13 protein-coding genes are annotated in these 20462 nt (G+C 54.8%); 5 read left to right on the forward strand and 8 right to left on the reverse strand.

Annotated features, from left to right (window positions below; translation table 11 throughout):
* Positions 1-191: 191 nt before the first annotated feature.
* Together J2I48_RS07410 and J2I48_RS07415 are read left to right on the forward strand one after the other, a co-directional pair.
* On the forward strand, positions 192-1646 hold the full coding sequence (locus tag J2I48_RS07410; RefSeq protein WP_207334761.1) for a DUF3500 domain-containing protein: 1455 nt from the start codon (positions 192-194) through the stop codon (positions 1644-1646).
* Between the two features lie 195 nt (positions 1647-1841).
* A complete protein-coding gene (locus J2I48_RS07415) occupies positions 1842-3092 on the forward strand; it encodes a HupE/UreJ family protein (protein WP_207334762.1) in 1251 nt (416 codons plus the stop codon).
* Positions 3093-3123: 31 nt separating this feature from the next.
* Here the strand turns inward: J2I48_RS07415 and J2I48_RS07420 are convergent, their stop codons facing one another.
* From J2I48_RS07420 to J2I48_RS07445, 6 genes are all read right to left on the reverse strand, one after another.
* Positions 3124-3294: a Sec-independent protein translocase subunit TatA/TatB gene (locus J2I48_RS07420; protein ID WP_207334763.1), complete on the reverse strand. Its 171-nt coding sequence runs from the start codon at positions 3292-3294 to the stop codon at positions 3124-3126.
* Positions 3295-3327: 33 nt separating this feature from the next.
* Entirely contained in the window at positions 3328-5568 is a 2241-nt protein-coding gene (locus J2I48_RS07425) for a TonB-dependent receptor (protein WP_207334764.1), read from the reverse strand.
* 205 nt (positions 5569-5773) lie between these two features.
* Positions 5774-6943, reverse strand: coding sequence for an acyltransferase family protein (locus tag J2I48_RS07430; protein WP_207334765.1), 1170 nt, complete (start codon positions 6941-6943; stop codon positions 5774-5776).
* A 120-nt stretch (positions 6944-7063) separates the two neighbouring features.
* A complete protein-coding gene (locus J2I48_RS07435; protein WP_207334766.1) occupies positions 7064-10105 on the reverse strand; it encodes a DEAD/DEAH box helicase in 3042 nt (1013 codons plus the stop codon).
* Positions 10106-10290: 185 nt separating this feature from the next.
* The gene (locus tag J2I48_RS07440) at positions 10291-11667 is read right to left on the reverse strand and encodes a hypothetical protein (RefSeq protein WP_207334767.1); all 1377 of its coding nucleotides are present in this window, start codon (positions 11665-11667) and stop codon (positions 10291-10293) included.
* 50 nt (positions 11668-11717) lie between these two features.
* Positions 11718-13157 carry a Dyp-type peroxidase gene (locus J2I48_RS07445; protein ID WP_207334768.1) on the reverse strand — a complete coding sequence of 480 codons (1440 nt, stop codon included), beginning with the start codon at positions 13155-13157 and terminating at the stop codon, positions 11718-11720.
* Positions 13158-13513: 356 nt separating this feature from the next.
* Between J2I48_RS07445 and J2I48_RS07450 the strand changes: the two genes are divergently transcribed.
* Entirely contained in the window at positions 13514-15481 is a 1968-nt protein-coding gene (locus J2I48_RS07450) for an ATP-binding protein (RefSeq protein WP_207334769.1), read from the forward strand.
* Positions 15482-15497: 16 nt separating this feature from the next.
* Here the strand turns inward: J2I48_RS07450 and J2I48_RS07455 are convergent, their stop codons facing one another.
* Positions 15498-15881 carry a hypothetical protein gene (locus J2I48_RS07455; RefSeq protein ID WP_207334770.1) on the reverse strand — a complete coding sequence of 128 codons (384 nt, stop codon included), beginning with the start codon at positions 15879-15881 and terminating at the stop codon, positions 15498-15500.
* Positions 15882-15911: 30 nt separating this feature from the next.
* Positions 15912-16553 carry a response regulator gene (locus J2I48_RS07460; protein WP_207334771.1) on the reverse strand — a complete coding sequence of 214 codons (642 nt, stop codon included), beginning with the start codon at positions 16551-16553 and terminating at the stop codon, positions 15912-15914.
* Between the two features lie 340 nt (positions 16554-16893).
* On the opposite strand from J2I48_RS07460, the gene J2I48_RS07465 reads away from it, so the two are divergent.
* Together J2I48_RS07465 and J2I48_RS07470 are read left to right on the forward strand one after the other, a co-directional pair.
* Positions 16894-19962: a TonB-dependent receptor gene (locus J2I48_RS07465; protein ID WP_207334772.1), complete on the forward strand. Its 3069-nt coding sequence runs from the start codon at positions 16894-16896 to the stop codon at positions 19960-19962.
* Positions 19963-20098: 136 nt separating this feature from the next.
* Complete coding sequence (locus J2I48_RS07470) at positions 20099-20395, forward strand: Bor family protein (RefSeq protein WP_229375915.1); 297 nt, start codon at positions 20099-20101, stop codon at positions 20393-20395.
* The last annotated feature ends 67 nt before the right edge of the window (positions 20396-20462 follow it).

The following is a 20462-nucleotide window of genomic DNA, read 5'->3' on the forward strand; positions in this document are numbered from 1 at the left end:
TAGCCCAAGTCTATGGGAAAATTATCTATTCACCTCAGGTTTAGTCCCTTTCATCGCCGAATGGGTTATCTGCTGCAACAGAAAGGCCTTTCGTCACGTAACAGACAAGGCAATGGCACTATACCGTACAGCCGTTGTACTGCGCTGCCTACCCAGCTTCATACTGATTTACAACCGGTTACCAACAAGCAATGAAGACGAATTTTTTCTACCGCAACCTGCTGTTGCTGAGCCTCTTGCTGGCACTGCTGGCCATTGATGCCTGCAAAACCACCACCGACCCCGTAGTTACCTCAGGGGCTTCTATCTCGACTATCGCCTGTGCGTCAGCCACGTTTTCGACCACGGCGGTGAGCGGTGCTACCTACACCGGCACAGCCACGGTACCCTACACGGGCGGCAACGGCGTAGCCTACGGTGCAGGCACGGCGGTTGGCTCAACGGGGGTAACCGGGCTGAACGCTATACTTCAGGCGGGTACGCTGGCTAGTGGCGCGGGCAACCTGACCTACAGTATCAACGGTACGCCTTCAAGCAGTGGTATTGCCGCTTTTGCGCTGAGCTTCGGCGGACAAACCTGTACCCTCTCGCTGGCCGTGGGCGGAACGAGTTCTGGCACGGTCACAGCCAACTCGTCGGCCGTAACGACGGCCCTTTCGGTCACGGCATCAGCCAATGCCACCTGTAATGCCCAGACTGGGCTGGCTAAAGTAGTTTGTCTGACGGAGGCCTTCAAAGCCACCCTGACCGCCACCCAACTGGCCACCACCCAGTTAACCTATAGCAAGGCCAACGCCCAGAAATGGTCGAACCTGCCCGCGTCACTCTCCAGCCGGATCGGTATTAGCTTAGGATCGCTCAACAGCACCCAGCTTGCCGCTTTCCGCGATCTGATGGTGGCCGTTTTAACCACAGGTGGCCTTGACGAAGGCTATGACGAAATGCTCGGCAACATGGTGGCCGACGATTACCTGGCCACGATTGGCGGCGGGTCGGGCTACGGCGCGGCCAATTTTTATATCGCTGTTTTGGGTACACCGAGCACTACGGGGTTATGGTCTATTCTGTTTACAGGCCACCACTACACTCAGCCGTTTACCTTCAACGCGGGGGCCGTTACGGGGGTTACGCCAGCGTTTCGGGCTGTGGAGCCAGCCGCAGTCGTGACGGGTGCCAACCGCAGCTACCAGCCCATTGAACAGGAACGTGCCGCCTTCGCGGCTATGCTCACGGGCCTAAGCAGCACGGAACAAACTACGGCCAAGCTCTCATCTACGTTTAGCGATGTGGTGTTGGGGCCTGGCAAAGACGGGCAGTTTCCCGCCATTAAAGCAGGCCTGCGAGTAGGTGATCTGAGCGCCGCTAAACAGGCACTGGTGCTGAATGCGATCAAGCTCTATGTCAGCGACTTAGATGCCAATACAGCTACCGCTAGTACCATTCTCGCCAAATACACGTCGGACCTGGCCAACACCTACATCGCTTATTCGGGCACTACGGCGGTGGCTTCGCAAAACGACTACGTGCGCATTGACGGGCCGGGCGTCTGGATCGAATTCTCGTATCAGGGCGGGGTTATCGTTCGCAACACACCCCACCCCCACTCCGTCTGGCGCGACCATACCGGTGATTATGGGGGGAACTAGGAATGTACAATGAATAATGAACAATGTACAATGAATGGTCAGTTTGCCGATGTGGTACAATGGTTTTGCCGGAGAACCATAGGGAGGTTGAGGCGCTGGCCCTCACTATTCCGCATCAGCAGATTAGCGGTGGCTGCTCGTTGTACATTGTTCATTATACATTGTACATTAATTCCGCAAGCCACCGCCCACCCCATGCCCAATTCGGTGGTGCTGCTGAACGTACATGCTGACCGAATTGATGCAGAGGTGCAGATTCCGCTGAGCGAGTTGCAGGCGGCGTTTGGCTACGCGGTCAATGATTCGTCGGCAGGGCTGGTGGACCGGCTGGGTTCGCAACTGCGCAGTTACCTGGCTAAGCACATCCGCCCTCAGACACCCGATGGACGCTATTGGGTCGTGAATGTGGGTGCGCTGGGCGTACAGGAAACCCAAAACGCGATCAACGGCCCTTACCGTGAATTGACGGCACAGATCAGGCTAATTCCCCCACCCGGTGCCGACATTCGGCGGTTTACGTTTTACTACGACGTGGTGCTGCATCAGGTGGTGACGCACAAAATTCTGGTGTCTGTGCGGCAGGACTGGGCGCGGGGCCTGCTACCCGAATCGGGGGCCGACGCCCCTCTAGATCAAGTAGGTGCCATTGAACTGGATATTGTCAATAACCGAATCCTGCCGCTGTCGGTCAACTTGGCCACGGGCAGCGTCTGGACGGGGTTTGTGAGCATGGTCAGGCTGGGCATGAATCACATTGCCGAAGGCACCGATCACCTGCTGTTTTTACTGGTGTTGCTACTACCCGCGCCGCTGCTGGTGCAGCGCAAAACGGGCCGAAGGGCCAGTTGGGGCCGTTTTGGGGGTGTTCGCTACAGTCTGCGGCGGTTACTGCTGATTATCACGGCCTTCACGCTGGGACACTCGCTGACCCTGCTGGCCGGGGCAACGGGCTGGGTGCGGTTGCCCGGCCAACCCGTTGAAATGCTTATTGCCGTGTCTATTCTGGTGTCGGCTATTCACGCCGTTCGGCCCTTATTTCCGGGGCGGGAAGTGTGGGTGGCGGCGGGATTTGGGCTAGTGCATGGGCTGGCCTTTGCCAGTACGCTCGCCAACCTCGACCTCGACGGAGGGCGCATGGCCCTGAGCATTCTGGGTTTCAACGTAGGCATCGAACTCATGCAACTCATTGTGATTGCCCTCACTATGCCGTGGCTGATTTTACTAAGTCTGGGAACGTTCTACAGCACAGTGCGGGTAACAGGAGCCATTTTGGCGGGCATTGCTGCGCTGGCCTGGCTCACCGAACGCGCCACCGGACAACCCAATCCGTTGACGGTGCTGGTGGCCAGCCTAACCCAGTTTGCCCCCTGGTTGCTGGGGGCACTGGCGTTGCTGGCATTGGTAAGCTGGTGGCTACCTGTAATCAGAAAACCGTCATCGCTCTAGCCCAATCTGGCCCGGAAGCAACGCACCAACCTTAGTCGTTGATCGACTTATCAATCGTGTTCTTGATGTCGCCAGTAGCGTCTTTGAATTTGCGGATGCCTTTGCCCAGTCCGCGGGCGAGGTCGGGGAGTTGCTTGGCTCCAAAAAAGAGCAGCAATACGCCTACAATGAGTACAACTTCAGAAGCGCCTAGTCCGAGCATGGTTTGTCGAGCACCACCTTGACTCATTATCCCTCAAAAGCTCAGCAAAACAGCCAGCCACGCGCTCCGGCCAACGCCATCTACGCCAGAGCCATGGGTGCGGTAGGCTTCGTTGGTCAGGTTGTGCAGTTCGGCACTTAGGGTCATCTGCTGCTGGAAGCGATACCCCGCGCTGATGTTGATAATCTGCCAAGCGGGTGTGCCTCCCTTTTGGATCCGGTTATCGTCTTTATCGCCCTGCGCCAGCCGGGCTTGCGCCCTGGCATAGAGCAACTCGGCCCGTGCCCAAATGGATGTAGCCGGTTGGTAGCTGATGCCCACGCGGCCGTTTAGCGGGGGAATGCGGCGGAAAGGTTCATTCGCCGTTATATTCTGCCCATACGTGTATGTCAGGCTGCCATACACCAGCCACTTGCGAACAACTTCAATTTCGGCTTCGGCTTCGATACCCTGGATAAACGACTCTGAACTGTTTTGTTTCAGATACACCGGATAGCCCTGAATGGAATCCCGGCCAACACGGACCCGCGTGATAAAGTCCGTCAGGCGGTTGTGATACCCCAGCAACGAAGCCGATATACGGCCAGTACGGACTTTAATGCCCGCTTCGATGGTAATTGACCGTTCCGGTTTAAGGTTACTATTTGGCGTTTCGTAGCGAAAATCGACAATGCCGAGCGTCCCCATATCGTCGATGTTTGGAGCACGGAAAGCGGATTGAACCGAGCCTACCAGCCGCACAGCTGGCAACACAGCGTAGGAAAAACCGGCATTACCTACTAACGCCGACGGGTTGATGGTGGCTTCACCAACGGTTTGCTCAGGAATGGTAATCGTGTAGCCGTTATAGCGTGCGCCACCGGTTAATGTCAACTTGTTGAACGTCAGCGTGTGCAGCGAATACACGGCTAAACTGCTCATCGTGGCCTGATCGGGGTATAGCCCACGTCGATTTACGACCACGTTTGTAACGGTATTTACCTCCCGGCGGGTACTACCCACGCGGTCATGGTAGTAATCCAGGCCGGTCTGAATAGTCCAGTACGTAGTGGGGGCTGAACGGGCGATGAGCGTCAGGCCTGTTGAGGCGGTGCCGTCCCGTTCAGACACGACCGTTGGGTTTCCATTGCGCTGACTTTGCCGCCCTTCAATTTGGCGTTGCCACGAACCCGTAACCTGTACCGATTCGAGCCAGCGCATCCCGTAAAAGCCTTCTAGCCGGGTGTAGGCTAACTGCCGCCGTTGTGGGTCGAACTGATAGAACCGAAAATTTTCGAGTTTCACGCGGTGATATAAGGGTACGCTGTCCTGCCGTACGTCCTGATAAGCGAACGTGGCGACATACCGATTCGATACTTGAACACGGGCTTTCACATCGCCCGATACCTGATTATAGCCCGTTGGCGTTTGCCGCCCCAGCCCTGTACCCGCAATTAAATCGCCAAAGTTCCGGTAAGCGAAACCACCTAGTACCGCCACTACCCTCGATTGATAACCCAACTCAGCGCGACCGGCGTACTCCATATCTCGCGTCATGGCTTTGCCATATAGCCTACCCGTGAAACCGGCTTTCTGGCTAAACTGAGGGGAGGTTGTCAGCACATTCACAACACCACCGATAGCATCGCTGCCGTACGCAACGGAACCCGTACTACGGACAACCTCGATTTGATCCAGACTTTGAGCGTCGATGGTTGTCAGGTACTGATTGGGGCCAGCGCGGAACGTGGCATTATTGAGACGGATACCATCTACCAGCAATAGCGTCTGCTGACCTGTCAGGCCACGCACAAACGGGGAGCCACCACCATGATTAGTCTTTTGTAAAAACACACCCGTCATGCCGAACAACGCTTCGGGTATCGTCCGAGATGCCCGCTGCCGTATGTCTTTTTTGGTTAGTACGCTAGTAAATTCGGGCCGCACAAAATCCGGCGTTTCGGCCCGTTGCGTGGTTGTTATGGTTTGTTCATTGAGTTGAACTACGGCTGGCCTGAGCACAACATCCAGTTCTGACGACTGCGCCGTAACCAAAACGTCGGTTGTACAATAGCCCACTGAGCTGATTATCAGGCTGATCGTGGTTTTTGATGGGTTGCGAAACTCGAAGTGACCATTTATATCTGTGGTGGTGCCCAATGCAGATGACTGTAACCGGATATTGGCACCAGAAAGGGGTTGTTGGGTTTGCTGATCACGAACGGTGCCACTAATGGATTGGCCCGATACTGACGCCGTGAGCCAGCAGAAAAGAAGACAGCAGAGTAGACGCATGAGTAAATACGGGGTTAAAAACTAAATGTCTCACCTTAAGCCCGTATTGCAGGTCTTCGCTATATTATACTTTAGTTATGTCGTGGTAATAGGACTCGACAAACTACCCAGCAACCTATCCACCTAACAAGCTGATCTGAAAAGCGCTACCATTATAAGAGTCGCTTAACTGATCACACACAAGACAGTAAATGGACGAGTCTTTTCAAATACGGACAAACAGTTTCCGCCGATATAGCCACACCATCAGCCACCACGCCAGCACAAAGGCAATCAGGCCAATGATGCCGAACTGAACACCTTCTGGCAGGGCCGTGAGCCAGTAGCCGATGTTGGTACGTACGTTGGCCACCAGCCAACTATGGATAGTCCAGTGGAGCAGGTAAGCCGCCATGGAGTTGGCCCCGACTGCTATAAACCAGAACGCACCCCGCCGCCACTGCCACAATTCCACGGCGGCAATGCACAGGGCCAGCAGCAGCAACACCAGCCCACCGCTGAAGAGGGTCCAGGCGGGGGCCCAGATGCGTTTCACGATGGGGCAAATACCGGCGTACTGAGCCACTAACCCCAGCAAAATGGCCCCTGCGCCCCAGATGAGCATTGTCTGCACCTGTTGCCGAATGGGTCTTTCCAGCCGAAGCAACTGCCCCGCCCGCAGCCCCAGCAACATAGTCCCCAGTGAGGGAATGAAGCTGAGCGTAACGTAGCCACCACCATTTGTCACGAACGGCTGCTCACGCGGAAACAAATTCAGAAACCACTGATCGAAGTAATTGGCGGGGTTAGAGTGGATGTTCCAATGGGCGAAAAAGCCCGTCAGTGGCATGTATGGCTTCTTTTCCAGCAACACCTCAGGCATTGCGCTGGCCGCATCGGGCAGGGGCCAGAACGCGAATAGTGCCCAGTAGCCCACCAGGATAACGGCCAGGGCCGCCCACTGCACCCGCGCCGACAGGAACGCCAGCCAGAACAAAATCGGGTAGCCCAGCCCAATCTGCGAGATCACGTCTTCAAACGTGAAATACGTCTGCGCCCGCCCCATCGACCGGAGCAGAATACCAAGGCCAACCAAAATGGCCGCCCGCCGCCAGGTGTGCTGCCAAAGCTGGGCATGGGTAGCGCCTTTGGCTAGCCGCGATGCAATAGAAAACGGCACCGCCACCCCCACCATGAGCATAAACGACGGCTGAATCATGTCCCACAGCCGACAGCCCACCCACCGTTCGTGCGAGGTCTGGTAGCCCACAAATTGCCAAAACGCACTGTCGGGGTAAAACGCCGCCAGCTGGGGCAACTCCAGCGTGGCCTCGGTCATAAGCAAGACCATGACAAGGCCACGAAACACGTCGAGAGAGAGGAAACGGGAAGTCATACAGTATGCAGTGAAGATCAGTATGCAGTGTTTATTGCGATCCAACGTCTCAGCGCGCCAGTATCTACATGTGCAAGCAACCACTGCATACTGCATACTGATCTTCACTGCATACTGTATTTAATCAAGCAGCACCATCACATCCTCCTTGGTCAGCGACTTCATGAAGCTTTCTTCTGTTGTAACCAGTTCACTGGCAAGGCGTTGCTTGCTGCGCTGGAGGGCTAGGATCTTTTCCTCTACGCTGTTTTTGGTGATGAACTTGTAGGTAAACACCGGCTTCTGCTGACCAATGCGGTGCGCCCGGTCAACGGCCTGCGCTTCAATGGCGGGGTTCCACCAGGGGTCGAGCAGAAAGACGTAGTCGGCGGCGGTGAGGTTGTGACCCAGGCCCCCGGCTTTGAGCGAGATTAGGAACAACTGCACCGTCTCGTCGGTCTGGAAACGAGCCACCTGTTCGGGGCGGTCGGTGCTCGAGCCGTCGAGGTAGGCATAGCGGATATTGCGGCTGGTGAGGTACTGCTTTATTACGGCCAAGTGCTTAATAAACTGACTGAATATCAGAATCTTATGTCCTTCCATGATAGCCGTTTCCAGGCGCATCCTGACGTCGTCGAGCTTGCCCGAATCACCTTCGTAGGCCTGATCTACCAGGCGGGGGTGGTTGGCAATCTGCCGCAGCTTGGTCAGGCCCTGCAATACCACCATCTGCGACTTGGCCAGACCCTCTTCTTCAATGCGCTCCAGAATCAGGTTGCGGTAGTACGACTTGGCCTCTTCGTAGGTTTTTTCCTGTTCGGGGGTCATTTCGCAGAAAAGCACCGTCTCCACTTTTTCAGGCAAATCGGTGGCCACCTGCGCCTTGTTCCGCCGCAACATAAACGGCTTGATGAGGCCGTAAAGCTTATGCATCTTCTGCTCATCGTTGCGCTTCTCGATAGGCACCTGATACGTGTTTCGGAAAAACGACTGACTGCCCAGCAACCCCGGATTGATGAACGTCATCTGCGTCCAGAGGTCCATGGTGCTGTTTTCCAGGGGCGTACCCGTCAGGATGAGCCGGTGCGCCGACTGCACCTGCATGATGGCCCGCGTTACGTAGGAGTTCGGGTTTTTAATGGCCTGCGACTCGTCCAGAATCACGTAATCGAAGCGGTACTGCTGCAACAACTCAATGTCGATCCGCACAATGCCGTAGGAGGTCAGCACCAGGTCATAGTGGTCAAAGAGGGCCGTGTTTTTGTCGCGGTAGGTGCCCGTGTAGATCAGCACGCGCAGGTCGGGCGTGAAGCGGCGGGCTTCCAGTTCCCAGTTGTAAATCAGCGACGTGGGCATCACCAGCAGACTGGGGCCGGGCCGCGATAGGCCGGGTTCGCCGACGTTGGCTTCCTTGCGGCTCTGCAACATGGCCAGGGTCATCACGGTTTTGCCCAAGCCCATGTCGTCGGCGAGGCAACCGCCAAAGTGGTACTGCCGCAGAAAATTCATCCAGTCATAGCCCGCTTTCTGGTAAGGGCGCAGGGTGCCCCTGAAGCCCGTTGGCAGCGGAAACTCGTCGATCCGTTCAAATTCGCGCAGCCCCTCCAGCCGACGGCTCATCACCGTGTCGGCCAGCGATTCTTTGTCCAGGTCCTGCACCAGGGCCAGGTGGTGTTTTTGCAGCACCAGTTGATCGGCTCCGTCGGGGTCTACCGTGGTTTCGATAAAGCCCAGCAGCTCAGCGTACTTGGCAAACCAGGCATCGGGAATCACCGCGATCTCGCCGTTGGGCAGGGTAAACTCGTGTTTGTTGTTCAGAATCAGCGACCGCAGCTTGATAAACGGAATCTCGAACTCGCCGAACCGCACGTTGGCGTAGATATCGAACCAGTCGCGGCCTTCACGGATGGAGATGGACAGGTCTGAGTAACCCAGAAAATAACGGCGGGTGTCTTCGGCATGCTGACGAAGCTGAAAACCGGCTTCGGTCAGGGGCTGTACCTGCTCGGCCAGCCACGAAAACGCCTGCGATTTAGGCAACGCCAGCCGACCGTTGCGCAGGTCGAGGCCATGTTCACGCAGAAACGTAAACCGCTGACGTTCAAGCCGCAAGTCGCGCTTTATTTTGTGAAAAATATAGTCGTCGCCTACTTTTTCCAGGCTCACGTTGGCCGTTTGCGAGAAGCTGTCGAACCGGAACGTATGGTCGCCGTATTGAAACGACAGATCGAGCACCACCTGGTTGTGGGCCGTGTCGTCGGCCACGTCGACGGGGTCGCCGAAGAGCGAGGCAGGCACCTTTTGCGCCCCCACCTGCTCCGACAGCGTTAGTACCGGCGCGGGCGTCACCGACTCGGTCCTGATCTCGAACCCCTTGGCGAAAACGTCATACTGGGCAATAAGCGGCACCATAAAGCGCTCATAATACTGGGCTTCCATCTTTTTGGGCACCACAATATTGTTCTTGTTGAGAAAGGGCCGCAGCTTTTTGCCATCTACCTCTGCTCCCTCGCCTTCCGTGCGGTTCACCACGTTGCGGTTCAGCTTGGCGAAGTGATAAAGCCGGTTGTTGACCAGCAGCCAGGCGGGTTCATCGCACAGAATCAGGGCATTACGATGCTGAAAGTCAACGCGTTCCGTTTGCGGCGTACCATCGGCGGCGGGCGGAACGGGGTAGCGGATAACGGGAAAATAGGTGGTCGACTCGTCGGTGCGGACAAAGTGAAAATACACGCGGGCGGGTTCGGGCATGTAGGTGATGGGGTCACCCACGGCGTTGCCGTCGTTGCTCATGGCGAAGAGCGGCTTCCCGGCCAGCAGGGGCAAAATCTGCGCTTTGGTGTGTTGCACGTAATCGCAGATAGCCTCCTGCGTCACTTTGTCGCCCTTTTGGGCGTCAAACGTTTTCAGAAAAAAATCGACCGCCGACTGTTTGCGGTGGTTAAACCGCCGCAGCAACGCATCCTGACTGATTTGGTCGGTGAGGCGCACGAGTTCAAAATCGCGTTCATCGAGGCTTGCCGAAAACTCGGCCACGTTTTGCGGCGATAGGCTCTGCACCTGCAAGGTTAGCTCTCCTTTGGCGTTGAGTTGCACCACAAATGCCTCGACCAGATAGCCGACGTATTCATGTTGCAGTAGCGAATAGATGACCTGAAAGGGTTCGGAAGGGGAAACTTTCATATACAACTGTACGAGACGACCTCAAATATACGATTGCCTGCCAACGCCGCAAATCGAATTACTGAGTGTTTTCCGCCAATTGTATATTAACAAATTGTTTCGCCGCCCCTTGACCCCGTTTCGGTAACGCTTACTATATACGTCAGGGCTTATTTAACGGTGTAACGTACCGATGTGCCAATTGATTAGGGAGTCGGTTTGATAACGGTACGTTTTGTAATCCCTAGCGAAATCGCCAAAAACCAGGAAGGCCGTAGTGCCCGGTCTGTCACCTCATCGATCTTGACAGCGGGATATGATGTACCGACCACGTATTGTCCTTCTTTCAGACGGCTAATCGGCAGATAGCTAACCCCAGTTGATACAATGACTTTCTGCGAGCGCCCAAAAATGGCCGAAACGCCCGTTAGGAAGCCCAGTTTAATATCCGTAAACTCCTTGAAACCCGCATTGATCCCAAATAGCCCACCAACAGCAAATCCTGTATGGCTGCGTTTGAATACGTGCATCATTGAGGAAACGGTCGGTGTGATGGTACTGAATAACCCCCCTTTATCGCGTTGACGCAGTGTATTTTTATCACCGCTCACCTCGAAGAAAAACTGGTCATCGGCAATGAAGTTCGCCACCGGCCCCACACTGTAGTCAATTTTCCAGCCGCCCTTAACGGGGAAAGGATCGATAAACTGTTGATCGTCTATGTTGACTTCGTACTCCACCTCATCGGCATCGCCTGCTTTGCCCGCCAATTTCACGGGCAACGATTTCACAGAATAGTTAGCCGAATTAATAGCGTCGGTGAATAGTTGACCGATGTCGGCTAGTGTGTTTTTGTATTTTTTCTCCAGTTCGCGGTACGACTTATCAACCTGGTTTAATGCAGTGCTGATCCGGGCTTCTTTATCTTTTTCGTTAGCGTTGTGTGCTGCTTTGATAGCCGCTTGATATTGAGTCGCTACTTTATCGTAAGCTTTATCAAAAGCCTCAAAATCAGCTTTTAATGTATTGATTGTATCCTGATTAATCTCTCGGTTAGCCAATGCTGTTTGCATAGTGACAGCGTCATAGAAGCGCTTATCGCCCATAGTACCAATCAAGCGTTCCTTGACAAAAAGAGCATCATCAATCTTTCTGGCTTTTCTGTAGTAGTCTCTGCATTCGGCAATCAACGAATCCATGGCGGTTTTTAACTTGCCTGCACCTCCTGCATCCTTTTCTACATTTACCATTTCCTTTACCTGCTCATCGGTATTGGTCAGCTCCTTAGCTGCTTCCAGCTTGATGCTAAACAGCGCCAGTAGCTGAGCAGGTATGGGTGTAGTCATACTGTACAACTTAGTGTTTATGAGCACCTTCTGCGCAAACGGGTTGATATTAAGGAGACAGTAGCTGCTATTAGTACCATATAGCAAATGCAGTTTGCTAGTGTCCGGTACAGGTATGTATTTACCTGTACCGGGATTGAGTGAGACGTACGTCCGGGCTGCATAATCGTACGTGATGACTTGGGCGCGGAGAGTCAGCGCTGCTCCGAGGAGCAGTAGCATTAGTAGCGTTTTCATGGTTGTGAGAGAGGTAAATGGTGTGGATGGTATTCACAGAAATAGAAAATTCAAATGTTCTCTAAAAACGTCATGCTTGGCGCGAAGAAGTACTCGCCGCCTTTCATGTTCACGAACTGGGCAAACGTGGCGGGGGACATCGAACCAGAATCGCCCCAGGTTGTAGCGTACTTACCCGTGCGGGTGCCGTCGCCTTGACCAATCACCAGGTCGACACCGATAGCAGGCACACTACCGTTAGGATTAGTGTTGTCAGGCATGTTAGGGCTATTGGCCCAGTTGCGCTGAATAACCTCAAACTGCTTTTCGAGACTGGCCTGGTAGCTCATAAACAGCAACCCCACGCCGCCTTCGGGTTTGTTGTAAATCTGCCCGTCGTTGGGTCCGTCGGTACGGGGGGGGCCAAACGGGATGCCGCGCCGGGCCATAATGTGCTTTTTAGCCTCTGCCATACCCCCATTCAGCAAACCCGAACGTGGGTTCACCTTACGGATGTGCGCGTGAAACGGGCATCTGCTTCCATCGGCAATGGCATCTCCCTTGGCCGTTTTGTAATCGAAATTGTTGATCGTTGCACTATCGATCATGCCTTCTTCATCGCTGGCCTGCACGGGCGTACCGTCTTCAAAACGCCCAACGATCATAGCTCCGGCCCGCTCGCGATCATCGCCTTTCAGGTTCAGTGTAGTAGCTAAATTGGCCTCTTCCTGCTTGAATCCTTTCACGTTTTGTTCGAGCTTTCTAAACACAAAGTAGCTACCTCTGCCTTCTGTATTGCCTTTGGCAAAAGGATCGTTTACTAACACTAACTTTTTATCGGCGCGAGGGTCGAATAGCACATTCTTGTCCGCTTTTATGTGATTCTGCTCCTTGTAGGTGTCCCATTCATCCTCGAAAAACAGGGGCTGCGATACTCCATCTACGTAGCCAAAATGCTCGATACCCGCTTCGGCATGGTTAAACAGCGCATTGCCCGGCTCCAGGGTCGTGATAAAGCCGAAGGCACAAACCGCCTGCTGAACATCGACGATGGCTTTTTCCAGCTCATTCGGTTTCGCATGGGCCAGCAGCAGCATAAACTCAGGCTGTTGATGGAAGCCTACCTCCCAGTCCTCGCGGGCCGGGTCGCCAAGGTCAGCGCTGTCCATCCCATCTATGAATGTCTTCTCAAACTTTTTTAGCCGGGCATCACCCGGAAACAGGTATTTGTAGCCTGCTGCGCTGATGTGAATGCAGGCAAACAGGCCAGTATCGACCTTGCCGCCACTTGATTTAAACAGTGCGTTGCTGCGTAGGTGTGCATAGGCTGACTTCACTACTTCGGTAGCTACCAGACTTTTAAGCCACGCTTTGGCGTTGGCCCTGGAATCGTCGTCGGGGTTGCAACGGATAAAGATGTTGGCGGTGTGGTGCCGCCCGTGGGCTTTCAGAATGTTGCCCTGAATGCCCTCCAGCATAGGCCGGTTGTTGGGGTCGAATTGGTTAATCATCGGATAGGGGGGGGTGGTTATTGGCCATTCAATGGTCATTCAGTAGTCATTCATTGTCTTTGCGACTAATCACCATTGAATGACTACTGAATGACCATTGAATGACCAATGACCAACTACTTACATGATGTGGATAGAGTCGGAAAGCCGCCGAGATGGCTTGTCAACCCGCTGTTTTAGCATACCAAAGGTCAGCAGACCTATAGGGAGGAGAAATCCCTGATTAGCACGATTTTCCATCCTAGAATTAGAGGATATTGCAGATAAATACGTCCTGCCAGCGCATTTAGTTGGGGAATTAAGGTCTGTGTACGTACGTTTATCCGAACAGCTAAGCCATTAATACTCAGCCAGTCATGAATAAACTATTGCTGGTTTTGTGTTTACTGGCATCTCCCGGCTTCGCCCAGAAAAGCCGCCTCGACAGCCTCAAAAAAGTGCTGACACGGCTGGCCACACGATCAGCAGACCACGTCACCGACACGTTGCGTTGCCGGACTACCAAAGCTCTTGTACGTGCCTACCTAAACCTAAACGTCGACTCGTCGGCGCATTATAACGAACAGTTGATTGGCCTGTGTCTGCGGGCAAACATGCCGAAAGAACTGATCCACGCCTACCAGTATGCAGGGTACCTCTATCAGATAAAAGGCGATTACTACCAGAGCATCCGGTTTCACTATAAAGCCCTGCCCCTGACCGAAAAACAAAAAGAATACACGCTCATGGCGGCTTCGTACGGCTGGCTGGCCCACGCCTACTTCAGTCTTAAAGACTACAAACGAGCCTACGCTTTTTGCCAGCAGGGCATTGATACCCTACAGCATCACCCCGCCGCCTACGATGTCTACGTCCACGCCACAATACTGAATACGCTGGGGGCCACCTACCGGGAGCAGGGTAAACTGACACAGGCGCTGAAAACCAACCAGGACCTATACACGATGGCCAAAAAAGCCGGTGTTAGTACCCAGTGGTATGAAGTACAGGGGCTAAACGCCATTGGGCAACTCTATAATGAACTGGGTGACACGACAAACGCCTGGCTTCACTACAGGCAAGCCCTGCCACTCAGCCGCGCACTGGGCAGCGTTGACCTTGAGTGCAGCCTGCTGCTCAACATGGGGCAATTGTGCCTGAAGCAAAAAAACTGGCAGCAGGCACTCATCTATGCCAATATGGCCCGGGCGAAAGCGGTTCGAACCAAGAACAGCAGCAATGTGGCCGAGGCCGACGAAACCCTTTACAAAACGTATCGGCAAACCGGCGAAACCGCCAAAGCCCTGCAAGCCTATGAACGGTTTGTGCTGCTGAAAGACAGTTTGCAGAAGGAAAAGAACGAACATCGAATCGAAACGTTACAGGCCGAATACGATAACGTACAGAAAACCAGCACCTTACAACAGCAACAGGTTGAAATGCTGTCGCAACGGGTAAATAACCAGCAGTTAACCCAGACTCGCAACGGCCTGTTTGCCACCGTGGCTATTATCCTGGTGGTGGCGGGGCTACTGCTGTGGAACAACCGCCGCTTGCAGGCCAAGAACCGCGAGATTGACCTTCAGCGCGGCCTGCTCGAAACCGCCCGCGCCGACCTGGCCAACAGCAACAAAAACCTGGAACACCGCGTGGCCGAACGCACCGCCGAACTCCTGAGCGCCAACCAGTCGCTGCTACAGAAAAATGCCGAGATCAAACAGGCGCTCTTTAAAGGGCAAACCATTGAGCGTAAGCGCGTTGCTCTGGAACTGCACGACAACCTGAGCAGCCTGCTCAGCGCCGTCAACATGAGCATTCAGTCGCTTAATCCGCACAACCTGTCGGAACCCGAACAGTCACTGTACCGGAGTGTGAAGCAGCTCATCCAGAACGCCTACGCCGAGGTCCGCAACATTTCGCACAATATTTTGCCCGCCGAACTCGACCGCGATGGGTTGGCCCCCACGCTGACTACCTTCCTCGATCAACTGAATCATAGTTTAGCCATCCGGTTTTCGCTGGTACTCACCGGCCTCTCGGCGCGGCTGCCCGTCGAGATCGAGTTCAACGTCTACAGCATTGTGCTGGAACTGGTCAACAACGCTATCAAACACGCCAACGCCACGGCCGTGCGGGTTGAACTGACCCGCACCGACGAAGGTATCGCCATTGCCGTCTCTGACGATGGCGTGGGCATGGGGCAGCAAACGGGCAAACGGGGCGTGGGGCTTCAAAACATTCAGGCCCGCCTCGACTCACTGGGCGGCACTTTCAGCGTGCTGCAACCCCACGAACCCGGTACCCGGATCCGCATCCACATTCCCGTTGATATAGTCGATGCGTAGCTGCTCCTACTGCCTGTTACCTCGGTGGTGGTCCTGTGGGCGTCATGCCACCCAAACCTTCTGATCTTTCCAGCTTATCCCATCCTTCCACCATTGGGTCAACAACCTGCAACGTAGCTTTATTACGGATATAACCTCCTTCAGTAAATGAAGCAATCATGTGCAGGTGATGGCACATCAGGCGCAGGCCCTCGGTCTCATCAGCATAGACAAACAAGGGGTTTGTACCAACCAGCGGCTTGAATTCACCATCTACGAACGTAACCTGCAGCACAGCTTCGCCAGATTCGGGATCTGTGAAAGGCCGCACGATGGCCCGCCCCTCCAGGTGAACATACCGGCGTTCTACTACAGCACTGACAGCCCCGTTGCTTGCAGCGCCATTGTTTTGTGTATTCATCTTTTAAAGATTTGAGTGTGAATAGATCAATTAAACGAGTTGGTATTTAAGGGCATATTTCACCAAACCAATGGTAGTCTGCACCCCCAATTTCTGCATCAGGTGCTTGCGGTGCGTTTCAACGGTGGTAGGGCTGATGAACAGTATCTCGGCAATGACCGTCCCCGAATGTTCCTGCACAATGAGCCGCAGCACGTCCAGTTCGCGCTTGGTGAGCGTTATTTTCTGGGGTTTGTCCACATCGGGCGTAAATTCAATAGTGGGGTCTCTGGCCAGGAGCATCAGCACCTGCTCGCTGTAATACTTGTTACCCTGGGCAATGTTCTTGATGGCCGTTTCGAGTTCGGCCCGTTCGGCACTCTTCAACACGTAGCCATCAGCCCCGGCCCGGATGGCCTCTTTGATGGCTTCGGGCTGGTCGGCCACGGTGAGCAGGCATATTTTTACGCCCGGAAACCGCTGCCGTAGTTGCAGCGTCAGCTCGATGCCGCCCATGACCGGCATCTGCACGTCCGACACGATCATGTCAATGGCAGGGTCGTGTTCCAGCGCCGCCAACGCCTGCCGTCCGTTGGTATGCTTCGAAACCACCTCCAGTCCATCGATGCTGGCCAGGAGTAGCGCAATGCTTTCCAGTAAAATTCGGTGGTCTTCAACAACAAGGATACGCATAGTGCTGGTAATCAATGGTTAATCAGATGCAAGCTGACGTTTTCGTCCTGACTACCAAACAGATTACTGCAAAAGTCTGCTCTATTGCTCCCACCGACAATCCTTCAGTTCCATGATTTTACATCCTTAAATTATAGGATGCACACCGTTGATGCGCCACCATGGGCGCTTCCCGCCCGCCATTTGCAACTGACCCAGGCAACGCCCTGACAAAGGTGATACGCGGGCAGAGTAGGTCATCCAGGTAATCTCCCGTTTGCGGCGGGGTATTTTTCCCGTTTATCGGCGCTGCAAAACCAAGCTGCAGCCAGTTACGTACATGCACATATCTTTACCTGTTATGAAAAAAATCTTCCTGCTAAGCGGCCTCTTTCTGGCCCTGTGTTGCATCCGGGCAGTTGCCCAAACCACCGACATCGATGTATCGGTGCGTGAACTGACTCGTCAGCAACCCATTGTGGGCGTGACGGTCTACCTGGAAAACCCCGCCATTGGCCTCAGCCGCCAGGCTCAGACCGACGCCAATGGGCAAGTGCGGTTCGGAGCCGTTTCGCTCAATGGTGCCTACCGCGTATCTACCCGTGAGGACGCCAACTACCTGGAAACCAGCGCTGACAATATCATTCTTCGGGCCAACGCCCAGCGGAGCGTAGCCTTGTTTCTGGCCAATAAACGCGAGATCAACCTCAGCGAAGTGCAGGTACGGGGCCGGAGCACGTCGCAGATCAACACGGTCAACGCCGAGGTATCGTCGCAACTGACGATCCGGCAGGTGGAGGAACTGCCCGTAGAAGGCCGCGACATCACGCGGGTGCTCTACCGGCTACCCAACGTGAGTCAGGCCACGGGCTTCTACCCCGAAGCTCCCAACGTGAGCATCAACGGAGCCAACGGCCTGTTTAACAATTACTTGATCGACGGCATGGACAACAACGAGCGCTTTCTGGGTGGGCAGAAATTCGCCATTCCGGTGGGGTTCACGCGCAACGTATCTGTGTTGACCAACAACTATTCGGTGGAGTTTGGCAACACCGGCAACGGCATCATCAACATCACCAGCAAGTCGGGCAGCAACAACACCACCGGCGAGGTATTCCTGCTCAGCCGCCCCGGTGCCGCCCTCGACGCCCAAACCAGCTACCCCCTCCGCGACTTGTCGGGCAACCAGGTGAAAGATGGCTTTCAGCGCTACCAGGGTGGTTTTGGCCTTGGCGGGGCTATTGTAAAAAACAAGACTTTCTACTACCTCAACGCCGAACACACTACCGACGTGAAAGACAACCTGCTGCTGTCGCCGCAGTTGGGCGTGAACCAAACCGTGCGCGGCACCAACCAGTTCACCTACCTGTCGGGCAAGATTGACCAGTTCTGGACCGACCGGTTCAAATCATCCTTGCGGGTAAACGTGGGGCAGGTGGCCATTGGGCGGCAGGCGGGTGGCCTCAGCGGGGGCAACGCATTTCCTTCGGCAACGAACTATCAGGACCGGAATTCGCTGCTGATTGCTTCGCGCAATACCTACGCCACGGCCCGGTTTGCGTCGGAAACGAACCTGCAATACAGCAGCTTCCGCTGGAATTATGCCCGCGCTGAAAACCCCAACAGCCCCAACGTGACTGTACTGGACCCCACGGGCCTGAACATTGCCAACCTCGGCCACCCTGGCTACCTGTTCGATTCGCACGAAAACACAGTGCAGTTTCAGCAGAAAATATCGCTCTACCGGGGCAACCACACCCTCCGGGCGGGGGTAGAACTGATCTCGGCACGGCACCGGCTCTTCGGCGGTGGCAATCCCAACGGCAGCTACACCGTGCAGCTGACTGCGGGCCAGTTAGCTGCCCTGCGTGAGAAAAACCTGGGCATAAACCTGGGCATAACCGACCTCCCCACCGACGCCCAGGTGCTGGGCTACTCGGTAGAATTGCGGCCCGCCTCGTTTGGCACCACGCAAACGGTTTATACGGGCTACCTGGAAGACCAATGGGCCGCCAGCAGTCGCCTGAATCTGTCGCTAGGCCTGCGCTATGATTATGACAACCTGACCCAGGGCGGAGCCGAAAACGGCGACTATAACAACGTGGCGCCACGTTTCAGCTTCAACTACAAAACCGGGAGCCGGTCGGCGGTGCGCGGGGGTGTGGGGGTCTTTTACGACAAAATCCTGTACACGATCTACAGCGACGCCCTACAACAAAACAACACCAGCCCCGACTTCCGCCGGGAGCTTCAATATTTCGTTGACAAAGGCATTTTGCCCGCCAGCACCAACCTTGACCGCGTCACCTTCGACGGCAACCTGGGCGTGGGTGGCACCAACAACGCGGGGGTGCCCGTGCGGTATTTGCAGGGACCATCGGCGGCGAGTTTTGCCGGGCAGCGCAACCTGCCCAGTGGCGAACGCCGCATCCTGAACCCCAACGGCTACCAGAACCCCTATACGATTCAGAGTACGCTGGGCTACCAGTATCAGGTGAGTGACCAGGTGCTGATCTACGCCGACCTGGTCTATAATGAGTCGTATAACCTGTTCCGTACACGCAACCTGAACGCCCCGGCCCCGTACGATTATACCCTCAGCGCCCAAAGCGGCACGGCCCGGTCGGGCGACGTGGCCAACCTAAGCCGCCCGCTGCCTATTGCGGGCGGGGTGGGCCTGCTGGGCGACGTACTGCTGCCAGGTGCTGCGCAGAGCGTGGTCATGACCGAAACGGCCGGGCGGTCGCGCTACACAGCCCTGAGCCTGAACGTGCAACGCGACCGGGGTACCAGCCCCGTGGGCTACCGCCTGATTTATACCCTCTCGCGGCTCTATAACGACACCGAAGATGTGAACTTCCGGGCCATGGATGCCAACAATTTTGCCGCCGAATGGGGTCCGAGCATCAATGACCGCACCCACATTATCAACGGCATTGTCAATTTTTACGCCGGTAAGTCATTGGTTATCACAGCAGCGGCCCTAATTCAGAGCGGTCAGCCCATCAACCGCATTCCCAACGCCTCGCTCTACCGGATCGTGGATGCGCAGGGGCGTCCGCTGCTGAACGCCCAAGGTCAGCGCCTTACCACCAATGATCTGAACGGCGATGGCTCGGCTTTTGGCGATGCCTACGTAGGCAATTCAGACCGGCAGCCCGGCGAGAGCCGCAACTCTGACCGCCTGCCGTGGTCGAAGGTAGTAGACCTGAGTGCGCAGTACAGCATTCCGTTTGGTGGTGATCGCGGGCAGCGGATCGAACTGCGCGCTGACGTATTTAACGTGTTGAATACCAATAATTTAAGTGGCTATTCAAACAACGCCAACCAGAGCAATCAGATTCAGGTTGGGCCACGGGGCAGCGGCATTGTGCAGCGTAACGCCGGGGCACCAAGGCAGTTTCAGTTTGGGGTTAGGTACGCTTTCTAAATGTATGAGGGGAAGAAGACAGTAGTAGTGTCAGAAGCAGGACCGAGATTTAATATAAAATTTACGGATGCTGCTTAAAGAAAACACCTATGTTTAAGCACTCATTATTTGATGAGCCACTTCCCACTACTAAAACATGAGTAAGCGATCAATTACCGTGGGCCTTGCTGCCCTGGCGATGACCACCCTGATGTCATCCTGCTTTACGTATACTACCGTTGTCGGCAAAGGCGGCCAAAGCGGTCAGAGCGTCAGCAAATGGAACAATTACGTGATTGGCGGCCTTATACCGGTTGGTGTATCTGACCCCAAAATGATGGCCAACGGTGCTACCGACTACACCGTTGTTACCAGCCATTCGTTTGTTAATCTGCTGGTTCAGGGCATCACTTTCGGCATCTACGCGCCTACCACTACTACCGTAACCAAGTAGTTGATGCAATCTAGTACAATGGGTCGGTTTTGTACAAAACCGACCCATTGTACTGAACCTGCCATGA

The organism is Fibrella aquatilis, from assembly GCF_017353255.1.
GTDB classification, from domain to species: domain Bacteria; phylum Bacteroidota; class Bacteroidia; order Cytophagales; family Spirosomataceae; genus Fibrella; species Fibrella aquatilis.

Bases quoted from the DNA above. Each gene is read 5' to 3' on its own strand.
- J2I48_RS07410 (WP_207334761.1), top strand. From the start codon at position 192: ATGAAGACGAATTTTTTCTACCGCAACCTGCTGTTGCTGAGCCTCTTG.
- J2I48_RS07415 (WP_207334762.1), top strand. From the start codon at position 1,842: ATGCCCAATTCGGTGGTGCTGCTGAACGTACATGCTGACCGAATTGAT.
- J2I48_RS07420 (WP_207334763.1), bottom strand. From the start codon at position 3,294: ATGCTCGGACTAGGCGCTTCTGAAGTTGTACTCATTGTAGGCGTATTG.
- J2I48_RS07425 (WP_207334764.1), bottom strand. From the start codon at position 5,568: ATGCGTCTACTCTGCTGTCTTCTTTTCTGCTGGCTCACGGCGTCAGTA.
- J2I48_RS07430 (WP_207334765.1), bottom strand. From the start codon at position 6,943: ATGACTTCCCGTTTCCTCTCTCTCGACGTGTTTCGTGGCCTTGTCATG.
- J2I48_RS07435 (WP_207334766.1), bottom strand. From the start codon at position 10,105: ATGAAAGTTTCCCCTTCCGAACCCTTTCAGGTCATCTATTCGCTACTG.
- J2I48_RS07440 (WP_207334767.1), bottom strand. From the start codon at position 11,667: ATGAAAACGCTACTAATGCTACTGCTCCTCGGAGCAGCGCTGACTCTC.
- J2I48_RS07445 (WP_207334768.1), bottom strand. From the start codon at position 13,157: ATGATTAACCAATTCGACCCCAACAACCGGCCTATGCTGGAGGGCATT.
- J2I48_RS07450 (WP_207334769.1), top strand. From the start codon at position 13,514: ATGAATAAACTATTGCTGGTTTTGTGTTTACTGGCATCTCCCGGCTTC.
- J2I48_RS07455 (WP_207334770.1), bottom strand. From the start codon at position 15,881: ATGAATACACAAAACAATGGCGCTGCAAGCAACGGGGCTGTCAGTGCT.
- J2I48_RS07460 (WP_207334771.1), bottom strand. From the start codon at position 16,553: ATGCGTATCCTTGTTGTTGAAGACCACCGAATTTTACTGGAAAGCATT.
- J2I48_RS07465 (WP_207334772.1), top strand. From the start codon at position 16,894: ATGAAAAAAATCTTCCTGCTAAGCGGCCTCTTTCTGGCCCTGTGTTGC.
- J2I48_RS07470 (WP_229375915.1), top strand. From the start codon at position 20,099: ATGAGTAAGCGATCAATTACCGTGGGCCTTGCTGCCCTGGCGATGACC.